Annotated in this window: 14 protein-coding genes and 1 pseudogene; 6 read left to right on the top strand and 9 right to left on the bottom strand. The window is 52.4% G+C overall.

Going from position 1 to position 13,050, the window contains the following annotated elements; all coding sequences use genetic code 11:
* The first annotated feature begins 47 nt into the window (after nt 1–47).
* Nucleotides 48–962, top strand: coding sequence for a LysR family transcriptional regulator (locus tag GXP70_RS14905; RefSeq protein ID WP_162357550.1), 915 nt, complete (start codon nt 48–50; stop codon nt 960–962).
* An 11-nt stretch (nt 963–973) separates the two neighbouring features.
* Here the strand turns inward: GXP70_RS14905 and GXP70_RS14900 are convergent, their stop codons facing one another.
* Nucleotides 974–2,161, bottom strand: a complete 1,188-nt coding sequence (locus GXP70_RS14900) for an MFS transporter (RefSeq protein WP_162357549.1) — start codon at nt 2,159–2,161, stop codon at nt 974–976.
* A gap of 100 nt (nt 2,162–2,261) precedes the next feature.
* Between GXP70_RS14900 and GXP70_RS14895 the strand changes: the two genes are divergently transcribed.
* Nucleotides 2,262–2,501: a hypothetical protein gene (locus tag GXP70_RS14895; protein ID WP_162357548.1), complete on the top strand. Its 240-nt coding sequence runs from the start codon at nt 2,262–2,264 to the stop codon at nt 2,499–2,501.
* A gap of 195 nt (nt 2,502–2,696) precedes the next feature.
* Here GXP70_RS14895 and GXP70_RS14890 read toward each other — a convergent pair whose 3' ends face one another.
* Nucleotides 2,697–3,575: a LysR family transcriptional regulator gene (locus GXP70_RS14890; protein WP_162357547.1), complete on the bottom strand. Its 879-nt coding sequence runs from the start codon at nt 3,573–3,575 to the stop codon at nt 2,697–2,699.
* Here GXP70_RS14890 and GXP70_RS30305 point away from each other — a divergent pair.
* Both GXP70_RS30305 and GXP70_RS14880 read left to right on the top strand, forming a co-directional pair.
* A pseudogene (locus tag GXP70_RS30305) lies at nt 3,574–4,250 on the top strand (chromate transporter). The gene GXP70_RS14890 and the pseudogene GXP70_RS30305 sit on opposite strands and share 2 nt — an antisense overlap.
* Complete coding sequence (locus GXP70_RS14880; RefSeq protein WP_225442813.1) at nt 4,251–4,736, top strand: chromate transporter; 486 nt, start codon at nt 4,251–4,253, stop codon at nt 4,734–4,736. It begins immediately after the preceding pseudogene.
* A gap of 528 nt (nt 4,737–5,264) precedes the next feature.
* Here the strand turns inward: GXP70_RS14880 and GXP70_RS14875 are convergent.
* Nucleotides 5,265–6,335, bottom strand: a complete 1,071-nt coding sequence (locus GXP70_RS14875) for a YheC/YheD family endospore coat-associated protein (protein WP_162357546.1) — start codon at nt 6,333–6,335, stop codon at nt 5,265–5,267.
* A 188-nt stretch (nt 6,336–6,523) separates the two neighbouring features.
* Between GXP70_RS14875 and GXP70_RS29855 the strand changes: the two genes are divergently transcribed.
* Both GXP70_RS29855 and GXP70_RS29850 read left to right on the top strand, forming a co-directional pair.
* On the top strand, nt 6,524–6,730 hold the full coding sequence (locus GXP70_RS29855; RefSeq protein ID WP_225442812.1) for a hypothetical protein: 207 nt from the start codon (nt 6,524–6,526) through the stop codon (nt 6,728–6,730).
* A gap of 278 nt (nt 6,731–7,008) precedes the next feature.
* Nucleotides 7,009–7,476, top strand: a complete 468-nt coding sequence (locus GXP70_RS29850) for a hypothetical protein (protein ID WP_225442811.1) — start codon at nt 7,009–7,011, stop codon at nt 7,474–7,476.
* 148 nt (nt 7,477–7,624) lie between these two features.
* Here the strand turns inward: GXP70_RS29850 and GXP70_RS14865 are convergent, their stop codons facing one another.
* The 6 genes from GXP70_RS14865 to GXP70_RS14840 form a co-directional block, all read right to left on the bottom strand.
* Nucleotides 7,625–7,963, bottom strand: coding sequence for a zinc ribbon domain-containing protein YjdM (locus GXP70_RS14865; protein ID WP_162357544.1), 339 nt, complete (start codon nt 7,961–7,963; stop codon nt 7,625–7,627).
* 18 nt (nt 7,964–7,981) lie between these two features.
* Entirely contained in the window at nt 7,982–8,536 is a 555-nt protein-coding gene (locus tag GXP70_RS14860) for a DNA mismatch repair protein (RefSeq protein WP_162357543.1), read from the bottom strand.
* A gap of 221 nt (nt 8,537–8,757) precedes the next feature.
* The gene (locus GXP70_RS14855) at nt 8,758–9,864 is read right to left on the bottom strand and encodes a GerAB/ArcD/ProY family transporter (protein WP_162357542.1); all 1,107 of its coding nucleotides are present in this window, start codon (nt 9,862–9,864) and stop codon (nt 8,758–8,760) included.
* A gap of 16 nt (nt 9,865–9,880) precedes the next feature.
* A complete protein-coding gene (locus GXP70_RS14850; protein ID WP_162357541.1) occupies nt 9,881–10,102 on the bottom strand; it encodes a hypothetical protein in 222 nt (73 codons plus the stop codon).
* Nucleotides 10,099–11,304, bottom strand: coding sequence for a Ger(x)C family spore germination protein (locus GXP70_RS14845; protein ID WP_162357540.1), 1,206 nt, complete (start codon nt 11,302–11,304; stop codon nt 10,099–10,101). Before GXP70_RS14845 ends, GXP70_RS14850 begins: the two co-directional genes overlap by 4 nt.
* A gap of 2 nt (nt 11,305–11,306) precedes the next feature.
* Nucleotides 11,307–12,920 (bottom strand): spore germination protein, encoded by a 1,614-nt coding sequence (locus GXP70_RS14840; protein WP_225442810.1) that lies wholly within the window; start codon nt 12,918–12,920, stop codon nt 11,307–11,309.
* Nucleotides 12,921–13,050 lie beyond the last annotated feature (130 nt).

Genomic DNA, 13,050 nt, shown 5'->3' with positions numbered 1-13,050 from the left:
TGATTTCGTATATGTTTTTCATATAGCCGAAAAGGATGTGCGCAAGGATGGATATCAGACAGCTTCGCTATTTCATTGCGATCGTGGAAGAACGGAGCATATCGGCCGCGGCGAGAAAACTTCATCTGTCTCAGCCGCCCTTGAGCCAGCAGCTGAAGGCCATGGAAGAGGAACTCGGCGCAGCGCTGCTGGAGCGAAACGGTAAATACATGGAAGTGACGGATGCGGGAAAGACGTTATATGCCTATGCGCTGCAAATGGATCAATTAATGCAAGAGGCCCAGATGGAGGTTAAGGAAGTTGGAAACGGGGTGAATGGCAGACTGGCGATTGGCGTGAATACGTTCTCGGTTGCCGATTTGCCGGGCATTCTGCATCGATTCCGGAAGCGCTATCCGAAGGTGACCTATAAAATTCAGCAAAATGAGTCCGCGCATCTCTGCCAGCTCGTCCGGGACCGGGCAATCGAATTGGCATTCATCCGATTGCCGCTTGAATTGGACGATTTTACCGTCCTTCACCTGTACACCGAACCATTTTACTTGATTACCTCCCGGAACCATAAGAGGTTCGAACAGGAAGTATCGCTCGCGGACATGGCGGACGAACGGCTCTTATTGCCAAGCACGCAGGGATTGGGCGTGCATTATCTGATCTTGGAGGCCTTCTCCCACCACCGCCTGCATCCCGCCGTGATCGGCGAATGCTCCGACATTTTGCTGTTGATGGATTTGGTTTCGACCGGCTTTTGTTCATCGATCGTTCCGGAAACGCTGCTTCAACGGTATCAAGGATTTGCGATTCATGCGTACAAGATCTCCCCTGCGGCCGGGATGTCTTCTCCGCTCGGGTTAATTTGGCTGAAAAATCATCGCTTGTCCAACACGGCCCGGAACTTTATCGACGTGTTCCGACAAGAAGGAAAGCATCTGCAGCACCATGCGCATAAGGAACCGGAATAACAGCGATGGCGTTATGCTTCCCTCGGTAAGAGCACTTGCCTCAATCGGCTTCCCGAGAAGATGCCGCACACGAGCAATACGAACCCGCCGAACAGATAAGGCAGGTCGAAATGGACTTCGAACAATATCCCCGCCAGCATCGGTCCGAATATCGTGCCGAGACTCGTGTAGGCATTATTCATTCCGGCCACGAAGCCCTGTTCGGTCCCGGCCGCTTTGGACATCAGCGTATTGATCGCGGGACGCAGGATATTATTGAACGTGAAGAACAACATGGTGACTGCCATGACGTAATAGTAGCGGCCCGAGAATAACAAGCATACGAGCGATACCGCCGATAACAGCAGCATGGCCACGATAATCCGCGTTTCCCCGAATCGCTGCGTGATCCGGTCCGTCAGCAGCAGCTGGTTCAACGTGCCGACGAACGAGCATACGGTAAGCAGCATCGCGATTTGACGCGTCGTGAACCCGTATACCTGTACGACAAAAAGCGGGAAAATCGCTTCGAAATGCGTTAAACCGAAGGTCATTGCGAAAACGACGAGCAGCAAGACAAAATAACGCGACCGAACGGACAGCGCGATTTGCCGGAATACATGGTCCTTCTTCTCCTTCGCATGCCGGCCCAGCCGGCGAATGTCCGCCGACAGCGATTCAGGCAAGCCCCATAGACTGCACAACGTCGCCAATAGCCCAACGCATGCGGATACATAGAATGGCGCCTTGATGCCCCATTCCGCGAGCAGCCCTCCGACGCCCGGGCCGATAATAAAGCCCGACGTCATCGAAGCGCCTAGCCACGACATGGCCTTGCTGCGCCGATCGTCCGCCGTAATGTCGGCAATATACGCGATAATGGGCGGGACCAGGGCGGCTGAGCCCACTCCGCCAATCAATCGCGATACGAATAGCAAGGTCAGATCGTTGGCGAACGCTGCGAGCAGGTTGGAGATTGCGAACAGGATCAACCCTGTAATAATCAGCGGTTTACGACCGTACCGATCCGACAACGTGCCTGCGAGGGGCGAGAACAGGAACTGCGTCAATCCGAAACAAGAGACCAAATAGCCTGCCGCCTGTCCGCTTGCCGAGAACGCCTTCAGAAGCTCGGGCACGATCGGAATGACGAGCCCCATGCTCAGATTGGCGAGAAACATGTTCAATAACAGTAAGGGGAAGGCTGACTTCTTGAGCATTAATGATCACCTATGCCGACTAGACAGAAACCATGAAATCGGAAACCGAATAGCGATCCTCTCTATTTTCCTCTGTATATGTTAGCATGCGGCTATCTCTATGAAAAATATGAAAAACATATACGATCCTAAAACTTTTCATATACATGGCGCGGCCGGCAGAGATGTGTATCCGGGCGCAGCACAAAAAGCCGCGATGACGCGGCTCAGGCTGTTGAGCAAGTTCGACGCCGCATATGCCGCATCTATTGAAAGGGAAAGTTCTCCGCTCCACGACCGCCGGACAGAGGTTCCGTTATTGGGGCGAAATCAGGCTATTTGGGGTATCGAACGGACATAGGATCCGTTAATATGCCCGGATGGTACCGAGAACATGTGAATCAGCTGATATAGCGGATATCTTGTCCGCCAGCACACGAAAACACGTGATCAAGAAGCGATTAACGGATCTCCTGTCCGCTTCCTTGCATCAACGGGCGCATCGTGAACCAGCCGTCATCAAGCCTTATTCTATATTAACGCGGCTTAAAATATCTCAATCCAAATTGCTGCCCGTAATGCGCATAAAAAGGGATTTTAACGGAGTCGTCAAATATTTATCTCGATGGCGAACGGCAATGATTTCGTTTTCCAATACTAGACCTTGAACGGACAGCGGAATCAATTTCCCCTGAGAGAGCGATTCGCCGACAAGAACATCCGGCAAAATTGTGATGCCCAATCCGGCCTTGGCAGCTTCAATCAATGCCAGGGAATTTACGCTTGTCCATACGGGCTGCGCGGTAAATCCGGACAAATAAAGAACGCTGTCCAACGTGTCGCGGATCGCACTGCCCTTCTCACGCAACAACAGCTTTTCGGAACAAAATTGTTGCAGCGTCAATTCCTTGTGAACGACGGGATAGTCAGGAGCGCACACAATATGTAACGGATAAGAAGCAAAAGCAGTACATATATACGGCCCTTGCGGAGACGCGCCTTCAATCAAAGCGATATCCGCTTTGCCCTTCCTCAATATTTCAATGGCATTCGCCGCGCTGACCACTTCTACCTTGATCGGTATATCAGGCCAATCTCCTTGAAAAGATTTCACTATTTCCGGTAACCAGAACGCCGCAATTGTAATACTTGAAACGATGTGCAGGGGGGCCCGTTGTTCCAAACAGCCAATACGTGCATCTAACGCTTCGCACGATGATAATATCGGCAAAATTTCTTCCAGCAACAGCCCGCCGCTTTTTGTAAGCTGGACGCTTTTGGATAATCGGTCAAATAAAGCCGTTCCCGCCTTGATTTCGAGTTCTCGTATCGCATGGGAAACAGCCGATTGCGTTATGAACAGCTTTTCCGCAGCCCTTGTAAAGTTTCCCGTTTCAGCTACCGCACGTAATATTTCAAAATGACGAAGCGTCATGACTGATACGCTCCCTTTCATGAATTTAACTAATCGTGATTGCAAAATCATATCATTTTACGGATGGCTTAACAACCTCCATAATGATAGGGTGCAAGGAGGCGATCGGATGATGAGTCCAAAAACCAGACGATATATCTGGCTGCTGGGGATAAATGTGTTTATCAGCACATTTACGTTTGGCGGCGGGTATGTTGTTGTTCCAATGATTCGGAAGTATTTTGTATCCCGAAAAAAACTGTTTGCTGAAGACGATCTCGTCAGTATGGCTGCTATCGCACAGTCGTTGCCGGGAGCAATTGCAATAACTTGTCGACTCTCGCAGGGCTTCGGGCAGCTGGGATGACGGGGGCTGTAATCAGTTGTATTGCTGCCATCGCTCCGTCGTTCGTCATATTGATCATCATCTCTGCGTTCTATCATGCTTTTGCGTCGAATTCTTTGATCTCTGCGGTATTACAAGGAATGCAGGCTGGCGTGGCGGCTCTTATGGTTGATTACGTTGTTGATATGTGCAGGATGGCGGTCAAGGAGCAATCCCTCCTTCTTACTCTGATGATTCCCGCGGCATTTGCTGCTAATTTTTTCTTCGGCGTCAATGTGGCAATTATCCTCGTCGTGTGCTGTGTGATATGCATGGCGAAGGTGTGGCGGAACGGAAGGAGGCAGCGTTGATTGGAGCAGCTATTGAAACTGTTGTCGGTCTTTTTTCAGATCGGTTTGTTCGGTATCGGAGGCGGATACGCAATCATCCCGTTCATTCAAGAACTGGTAGTTGAAAAATACGAATGGGTAACGCAACGTACTTTTAGCGACATTATTGCCATATCGCAAATGACGCCCGGACCGTTAGCGGTGAATGCCTCCACTTTTGTTGGCTGGCAAATTGCCGGGATTCCCGGTGCGTTCGTCGCAACTTTCGGCTGCATAATTTCCGGGGTCTGCATCTCGATTTTGCTGTATCGCTTATTCCACGGCGGAAGTAAATCAGTCTATGTGATTGAAGCTATGAACGGCTTGAAATCGGCTTCCCTAGGGCTTATTATTTCCGCTGCCGCAACGATAGTGTTACTGACGTTGCTTGGAACGCCTATATTAAGCATGGCAGCCGATGTAAATTGGATTGCTGTATGTATATTTTATGCTCGTTGTTTGTTTTGAGAAAATGGAGAATGAACCCCATCCTTCTTATCGTTCTGACGGGGGGCATTGGAATCATTATTCAAGGCTTGATGGGGTAGTCGTATGATGTATATGCAGTCATTAAGAATTGGAAAGGAGAATCGTTCCGGTTCAATACGATTTCGTGCAGCACGCCTTTCTTGCCGGGACGATCGTCGCCATCATGGCGGGCGCGAAACGGCGTATTCGTCATAGCCCGCAATCTCTCGTTCGTTGCGCACTCGTTCTCGCATGTCGGGTTCTCGAAGTGACGGTAAGCGTCATCTCTAGCTTCTTCCTGGGGCTCGGTCTTCTCTTCCTGTCCCTATCCTCGAAAAAAGCTTCGGCCAGTACTTATGGCGCCGGATGAGGGATCGACGAGCAGCGACAGCGGTTCCAAGCGAGGGGTAATGCAAAGGGACTGTCCTGGCAGTCGTGATTCATGGCCGAGACAGTCCCGCCCGTTGGCATAACGACTCTCTTCATCAGCCGCCTAAGTGCAGCTTTATCGAAATAATGGCAATCGGCCTATTCCGCCTGACTAGAGTCGCGTGTGGAAGCGGAAGTATGAGAGAGATAATAAGCATATTCCAACGGTCTGCTATATACTAGATTTTTCTGTTTTACACTCTTTATGTCTTTGTATATACTTTTTTGAGGTTTTCCGTTCAGTTCGATGATCCACAGCTTACCTTGTTCGTCTATAGCGAAATCCACGCTCAATTCTCCCAATGAACCTATTTGAGTCTCCGCTACTTGCGCAGCCGCAATGCTTACCTGATGTAGAGATTGGACAAACTCATCGGTTTTATCCTGACTTAATAGGATAGGAATAATTTCTGCGGCATCGTAGATGAATTCACACATACTCGTGTTGAAATAATGTTCATATGCCACACGGCATGCAAGCGTGGAAACCGTCCACTCTCCCGAAATATCTTTTTGAACAAGGACACGAATGTCAAAATATCGGCGATTGAGCTGCCGGATAAATATCCCTTGCTGAACCATATAGTTCTCTGTAACGAGAAGCTCATCTAATTTCTTTTGATAGCTTTCATGTTGTCTGCAAATAAACCTCGGAGCCAAAGAGTGCAAAGAAATGCGGACATCCCCATGAATAGTTTTATCAACCCGGTATACAGACTTTCCCTTGAATCCATAAATAGGCTTTACATATACGACATGATATTTCTCTAATAGCTCCGATACACTCGCTTGATCGTATAAAAAAGTTTCTGGAATATACGGGTTAAGCTCTGACTGTTTTAATAGGTTGTAGAGATCCCATTTGTTGAAAAAGTTAATCTTGTTGAAGCATTTGTTTGGGCCGATCGCGCTCTCAAGACGTTGAATCGTGATTGTTTTTTTGTTGAATGACCGATTATAGACGACGTCAGGAAAAGCGAAGGAGCTTTGTTTCCATATGCCCTTAATCAAGCTGGTTCCGTTAATACGCTGATTCTCCCAATTAATATCTGCCGGAGTAAAGGCGACGAGGCGAAGGTTCAAACGGTCATAACGCTGATAAAGCTCCAAAACACGCTTCCTATTATTCTTATTGGATACTAATATCCCTATCAATGGCCGATTCTCCATTCGCTCCACTCCCTGGTCTTCAAATCTATAACAATCTAATCCGGGAATAGATATTTTGAAAGGGACAATCACATAAAAGGAAGGAAAATTGGGTAAGAACCGCCACCCATTTCTCAAGTGTTATAGGCATGTATCGCCAGATACCGTCGTGTATTTTGAATATGATGAAGCACATCATAAATAGGGAGATGAAACAATGGGCAGATTTAAATGTCCTCCAGGACCTCCGGGACCTGAAGGACCACAAGGCCCCCGAGGACCAGCGGGACCTCGAGGACCTCGAGGACCAGTTGGTCCTCCAGCAGAAGGAGCCCAATTACTTCAAGGAATTGCTGGAGCAATCGGAGAAGCTGGACCTGCCGGGCTTGCAGGAGCGCTTGGACCTGCTGGATTAGCAGGACTCGCTGGAGCAATCGGCGAGGCTGGCCCCACAGGGCTTGCAGGACTTGCTGGCGCACTTGGAGCAGCTGGATTGGCAGGAGCAACCGGACCAGCGGGACCAGCGGGACCGGTAGGAGCAACCGGTCCAGCAGGACCGGCGGGACCGGTAGGAGCAACCGGACCAGCAGGACCAGTAGGAGCAACCGGACCAGCTGGGCTTGGGGGGTTAATTCCATTTTCAACCGGGATCATTATTAGCGGCGCTACAGTAGTCTCAGCAGCTCCGATTTTAATGGGTTTCGGTAATCACACGGTTGAAGTTATCGACGGTTCCGGAGAATCGACTATGCCCCCCGAAGCAGGCGGTTTTGCTTTCCCGATTCCCTTTGCAGGTACGATTCAAAATTTACAAATTAGCGCTGATCTACTGGTTGCATCCGTGGTTTCTATAAATACGCTCGGTCTTCAATATGATTTTACCGTATTCCTCGCATCGTCTGTTCCTAATAGCGGGATTGATCATAGTTCTTCACCTTACGTGACCACTCCATTAACCAGCTCCCTAAGATTCGGATTTCCGAATAATATCATTACGGCAGGTACGTTCCGAACCGCAACGAATATAAATCTGGGATCATTAGTAGTTGCCGCGGGTGATCGCATAGGGATTCGCGTAAGGACGCTTGAGTCTACGGATCCCTCTGCTGCTGATATCACCCAACTTTCATTTAGCGCCAGCCTGTCTTATACCCCGTCTTAATAGCCACATTACTGTAATGATCTGTCCTTAACGTAAAAAAGGCTGCCGAAAGGCAGCCTTGTCTTTATTATCAAAGTTCATTGATCTATTCAGTTACTTTGGATAACATGCATCGGCACGCATTACCCCATTGTATGGATGCGCACACCTATCCTTTTTTTACGAATTCGGATTTTAATTTCATGGCGCCGAAGCCTTCGATCTTGCAATCGATATCATGATCTCCGTCAACGAGCCGAATGTTCTTCGCTTTGGTGCCGATTTTCAGAACGGATGAGCTTCCTTTCACTTTCAGATCCTTGATGATCGTCACCGTATCGCCGTCGCTTAATTGATTTCCATTCGCATCTTTGACGAGCTTCCGTTCATTCGTCCCGGTAGCCGCTGTTGGCGTCCACTCATGACTGCATGCCGGGCAAATGAATAACCCTCCGTCTTCGTAAGTGTATTCATAGCCGCATTGCGGACAATTGGGTAAGGCTGCCATCGTTCTCTCCTTCTCCGACTAGTTATTCGGTTCATATTGCTGCAGCGCTCTCCGTAACCGGTGGAACGGACTCGCCAACACCTTTATGTTTCTTTCGATTTTCTTCCGCTTCTTCGGATCCTGCTCGCACTGGTTCAACCGGTCAATGTTTTTGTCTATTTTCTCCCGCAACGTCAGGATGAACCCGATCGCGATATGCTGTCGGACTAATTCCTGCAGGTCGGCCGCCAAGGCTTCGCTTAGCGGGCGAATGCTCCGTATTAGTAACCCCTTCTCTACGTCGAAAACCGCCGGCGTGAAATCTTCGCGAAAGTCTTGACCCGGCACCTGCCGCCAAAATTCGTCCCATTCCTTCAGCTGCCCCGTTGCATACAACAGGTACTTCAGATAGCCGCATAACCAGGCCGTGCAGCTCGTGTTGCGTCTGGTGCATCCGATTCCATCTGCAAGATGGCGACAACCATAGCAGCAGGAGCCCCCGTTAGCGATGCACACCTCGCAAATCAAATCGGATCCGATTTCACGCAAAGCATCGGAACCGATCTCGATGACCGTCTGCCTGCTCATCTTCATCCTTGTAGAGGCTACTTCTCTCACCACCATCTTCAATGAAATCATATATTCAAATGTTCAAATGTAAGAAGCATTATAATGCAATTGCATCCAAAATACAATCGATGCTTCGGCAATGGCCGTTGCCCAATCCCCATCCTCCTTCGACAGTGTGCGCGCGCCGGCTTGCGAGGCCGCCAGACTCGCGTGCGTCTTGATATGCGTCCTATGACGGCGGCCGTTCATTCCGCAGACACCGCATTGGCGTTCTTCCGTCTTCCGTTCCGCAGCCAATCGACGAATAAGTAGAGCGACGGCATCGCCGCCTTAAGGATCAGCATGGCGGAGCCGCCGCTGTCCGTAATCTTCTCGATATCGGCCATGGAATCGAACAAATACATGGATAGGAAGATCATGGCGGCGGACATCCCGTACGACAGCGGCTTATGGTCCTTCAGCCCGAACAGGTGCGTGGCCAGAATCGTGCCGACGATCAGGAACAAGCCGATTTTCAGCAGCATGCTGAACAGCCAGAACACGATCAGCAGCGGATCGAGATTCTCCAGGAACGAGCCCGCGCGCATGTATCGGATCAATTCCAGCGTCGGATAGGTGATGTTCGCCGTCAGATCGGAGCCGAACAGGAGCAGCACGGCGATCATGTTGACGACGACGACGACGAGGGCGGACAGGCTCGCCCATACGAGCGTCCGGAATGTCTTCCGGTTATGATTGAAGTACGGGAACAGGTAGATGATGAACGACATTTCGGCGAAGAAGGCCGTCGACAATATTCCTCCTTCCCAGATGCCGCGCGGGTGGAAATCCGTCAAGAGCGCGACGAGCCTATCGTTGTCGACCGGGTTAACGGTGAACAGCGGGAACGTCAAGACGGAGATGACGCTGAACAGGAACAAACCCTGCGCGCCGCGAAAGAAACCGACGGGGCCCGAACGCGTGCCCCTTGCGATGCATAGGCCGAATAAGGTCGTGACCGCCCAGCTCGGCGTTCCCGGCAAATAGATTTGAATGATGAAGTCGGTCAATTCGCGGAGAATGAACGCCGCCATGTACAGATGGATAACTACGGCAACGGCGAAGAGAATGTAGTGCGGCCACCGCCCCAGGATCTCTTTGCCGTATTCCCCCAGGAACGAATCGGGCCGCTTCCGGTACAGCCGGTACGAGAAATACGACAACAGCAGACCGAATCCCCATCCGAGCACCGTGCTCATCCATGACATGAAGCCGGCCATTTCGACGAGCGGACCGATGTAGAAGCCAATGGCCGTCGAGAAGAGAAATTGCGTAAGCATCACATACAGTTGAACTTGCGTGATTCCTTTCACATCGCCCTCTCCTTCGTCACCTCAAGTTCAACAAACGCTGTAGCGGATCGAACAGGCTCGCGAACGCAATGCCCAGCGAGAATCGCTGTTTCAACAGGGCGACCGCGACGACGATTCCCCAGAGCAGCGTCAATAATCCAAGTACGATGCGGAAGGCGCGCTTGCTCCGGTTGCGCTTTCGAAGATAGTGCCACTCGTAATATACGACGCAGCCGAACACGACCGTAGCCGCTATCATTTCTCCACCTCGTTCTCCGAAAGTTTCCGATTCCAGATCGGCTTATCCGCGCCGCCGAACCACTTGATCCGGATGGCCGTGTTCACGTCGATGCCGACTTGCTTCTGATAGACGTCCCGCCAGTTATCCTTGACCTTGTTCCACGTTCTCGGCTGCCGCCACCGAACCAGCTCCCCGAAGCCGAACACGTCGGCGCGCTGCCGCTGCGTATACGAAACCGTCGTGTGAATGCGTTTCTTCAATTCTTGGTCCAAGCCCTTCTCCAGGAGCGCTATGTTCGCTTTGTCCGTGACGTCGAGCGTCGATTCGCTGGCGATGATCTGCGCCGAACCCGAGCAGGAGATGCGGAACCGGATGCGGCCTCCGCTCAACATCGGCTTGATATCCGACTCGTTGCCGAACAGCACGAACGTGATGAACTTGCCGTCCGAAGGCGATCGCAGCTGTATGACGTGCTTGCCCAGCTCTTCCTGAACCCACATGGCCGCCCGCGTCTCGAGCGGCGACAGTCTGGCCACGAGCTTCCCCTGCCGGAAGATCCCCGCTCCGTCCGTTCCCATCCAATGCTGCCCGTTCTTCTCCGCTTCGGCTCCGGCTTCGCCGAACACCAGCATCGGCAGCATGAAGTCGCTGCCCGCCGCGGTATTCATCAGCATGTCTTTGGCAGATACGATCAGCGTCGTTTTCTGCTTCGAATAGGAAGTCAGAATGTCCGTCAGAAACCGTTCGAACGTAAGCGGAATGGTTCCGATCGTCTTCGCGGGACCGTCGGTTACGAAGAAATTGGCATTGATATGCACGCCCGTGTCACGCATCATGAAATCAGCGAGCGGATAGATGCCTTCCTGCGCGAATGCCTTGCTGATCACGATATTACGAAGCTGGCCGAACGTGATGCTCCGCGACAAATCGGCTTGTATGAGCCGGTACGCCTCGCCGATGTCATGGGCGCTCTTCGTGACGAATGCGAACGGCGGGCCCATCGTCGTGGAAGACATTCCGCCGTTACTGCCCCCGGACAAGCGGTTAGGCAGCGGGAAGCCGAGCGTCAGTTCGATGCCCTTCGGCGACTTGTCCAGCATCATGACTCTGGCGAATGCCCGTTCGTTCAATTCGACGCTCGACCAGCAGCCGCACGCCGAGCATGCCAAGGCGGCCAGCAGCAGTCCGATGCCGAGCGCGCGGACAGCCGTTGTCATCATCACTATTCCTCCTCATCCTGGTGCGTTGCCCATTGCCTGCCGTTGGAGCGCCGGCGGGACGCGTCGGAGAACGACGGATTCGACTTCATTGCCCACCATGGCGTGCGCACGAACACGTCCTTCAAGTCGTTCTTGTTGCGCGGCGTAAGCGGCTCCAGATAGGCCATCCCGAACGAACGCAGCTCGATGAGATGAAAGTACAGCAGAATCATGCCGCAAGCGATGCCGAACAAGCCGAACATACCCGCCAGGATCATGATCGGAAATCGGATGAGGCGAAACGCCAGCCCCAGATCGTAGTGGGGGATAATGAATGAGGCGATGCCGGTCATAGATACAATGATGACCATGCTTGCGGACACGATGCCGGCCTGCACGGCGGCGGTTCCGATGATCAGCGCGCCGATGATCGAGACGGCTTGGCCGATCACCTTCGGAATGCGCAGCGACGCTTCCCGCAGCGCTTCGAACGAGAGCTCCATCAAGAACGCTTCGAGCAGCGCCGGGAACGGCACGTTCTCCCGCGCAGCGGCCACGGTGACGAGCAGCCGTTCCGGTATAATGTCGGGATGAAACGTCGTGATGGCGATGTAGAACGACGGCAGCAGGATGGAAATCAACAGAAACACGTAACGGATAATCCGAATCCAGGTCGCCGCGATATAGCGCTGATAGTAATCTTCAGCCGACTGCATGAGCATGAACAGCGTGACCGGCGCGAGAATCACGATCGGCGTGCCGTCGACGACCAGCACGAATCGGCCTTCCAGCAGCGCGGCGCACGCAACGTCCGGCCGTTCGGTATATTGCATCTGCGGGAACGGCGAATTCGGATTATCCTCGATAAACTCCTCGAGATAGCTGGAGCCGAGCACCCCGTCGATGTCGATGGCGGAGAGACGCCGCCTCGCTTCGGCGAGCAGCTCCGGCTTGCACACGCCGGACAGGTACACGAGCGCGACGGCGGTATGCGTCTCCCTGCCGAAATGCATCGATTCGACCGTGAAACGATACGTTTTCAACCGTTTGCGCATGAGCGTCAGATTCGTTTCCAGTCCCTCGATGAACGCTTCGCGCGGACCGCGGATGACCGATTCGTTCGGCGGCTCGCTGATGGCTCTCTGATTCGCATCGTACAGCGAGAGCTGCAGCATCCGCCGCTCGCCTTCGACCATGAGCGCGGGCCTTCCGTCCAGCAAGCCTCGTTCGACTTCGGGCAGCGACAGACTGATCGTCTGCATCGCGATCGGCAGTTCCTTGCGGTCGAACAGCATCGCGCAGAGCTCGCCGCTTGTCGTGCCGGGATCGATATCCGTCAGCGTGCGAAGCACGAGCTCTTCCAGCATGGACGTATCGATCATGCCTTTGATGTAGATCAGCGCGCAAGCAAGGCCGGTCGGCGCGGCGAAGGTATGATAGACGATATCCGAGCTGTCCGAGAAGCGGCGCTGCAAATAGGCGATCCGGGAAGCCAGGCCGGTGACGGCGGCGGAATCCGCGTCTTCGCGGGCCGGGGCATTGTCGTCTTCGCCAGCCTCGGCATTCGCGTGCGTATGATGAAGCGGACTCGGAATTTTCAGTTTCATCGGTCTGCGGAACCAGTGGGTTCTGGACACTTGCGGCGCCTCCCGGTTTCTTTCCCCCTAGTGTGCCGCCTCTTCATCGAAATATGTATATACTTGGGATTGCACCGCTATCCTGGATAGGATTAGCCGGCAAAAAAACAGCTTCTTGTCCGTGGGAGTG

This window comes from Paenibacillus lycopersici, from assembly GCF_010119935.1.
In the GTDB taxonomy this organism is placed as follows: Bacteria; Bacillota; Bacilli; order Paenibacillales; family Paenibacillaceae; genus Paenibacillus_Z; species Paenibacillus_Z lycopersici.
This window is presented reverse-complemented; position numbering and strand designations above follow the sequence as displayed.

Coding starts and splice junctions, on each gene's coding strand:
- GXP70_RS14905 (WP_162357550.1), top strand. CDS start 48: ATGGATATCAGACAGCTTCGCTATTTCATTGCGATCGTGGAAGAACGG.
- GXP70_RS14900 (WP_162357549.1), bottom strand. CDS start 2,161: ATGCTCAAGAAGTCAGCCTTCCCCTTACTGTTATTGAACATGTTTCTC.
- GXP70_RS14895 (WP_162357548.1), top strand. CDS start 2,262: ATGAAAAATATGAAAAACATATACGATCCTAAAACTTTTCATATACAT.
- GXP70_RS14890 (WP_162357547.1), bottom strand. CDS start 3,575: ATGACGCTTCGTCATTTTGAAATATTACGTGCGGTAGCTGAAACGGGA.
- GXP70_RS14875 (WP_162357546.1), bottom strand. CDS start 6,335: ATGGAGAATCGGCCATTGATAGGGATATTAGTATCCAATAAGAATAAT.
- GXP70_RS29855 (WP_225442812.1), top strand. CDS start 6,524: ATGAAACAATGGGCAGATTTAAATGTCCTCCAGGACCTCCGGGACCTG.
- GXP70_RS29850 (WP_225442811.1), top strand. CDS start 7,009: ATGGGTTTCGGTAATCACACGGTTGAAGTTATCGACGGTTCCGGAGAA.
- GXP70_RS14865 (WP_162357544.1), bottom strand. CDS start 7,963: ATGGCAGCCTTACCCAATTGTCCGCAATGCGGCTATGAATACACTTAC.
- GXP70_RS14860 (WP_162357543.1), bottom strand. CDS start 8,536: ATGAAGATGAGCAGGCAGACGGTCATCGAGATCGGTTCCGATGCTTTG.
- GXP70_RS14850 (WP_162357541.1), bottom strand. CDS start 10,102: ATGATAGCGGCTACGGTCGTGTTCGGCTGCGTCGTATATTACGAGTGG.
- GXP70_RS14845 (WP_162357540.1), bottom strand. CDS start 11,304: ATGATGACAACGGCTGTCCGCGCGCTCGGCATCGGACTGCTGCTGGCC.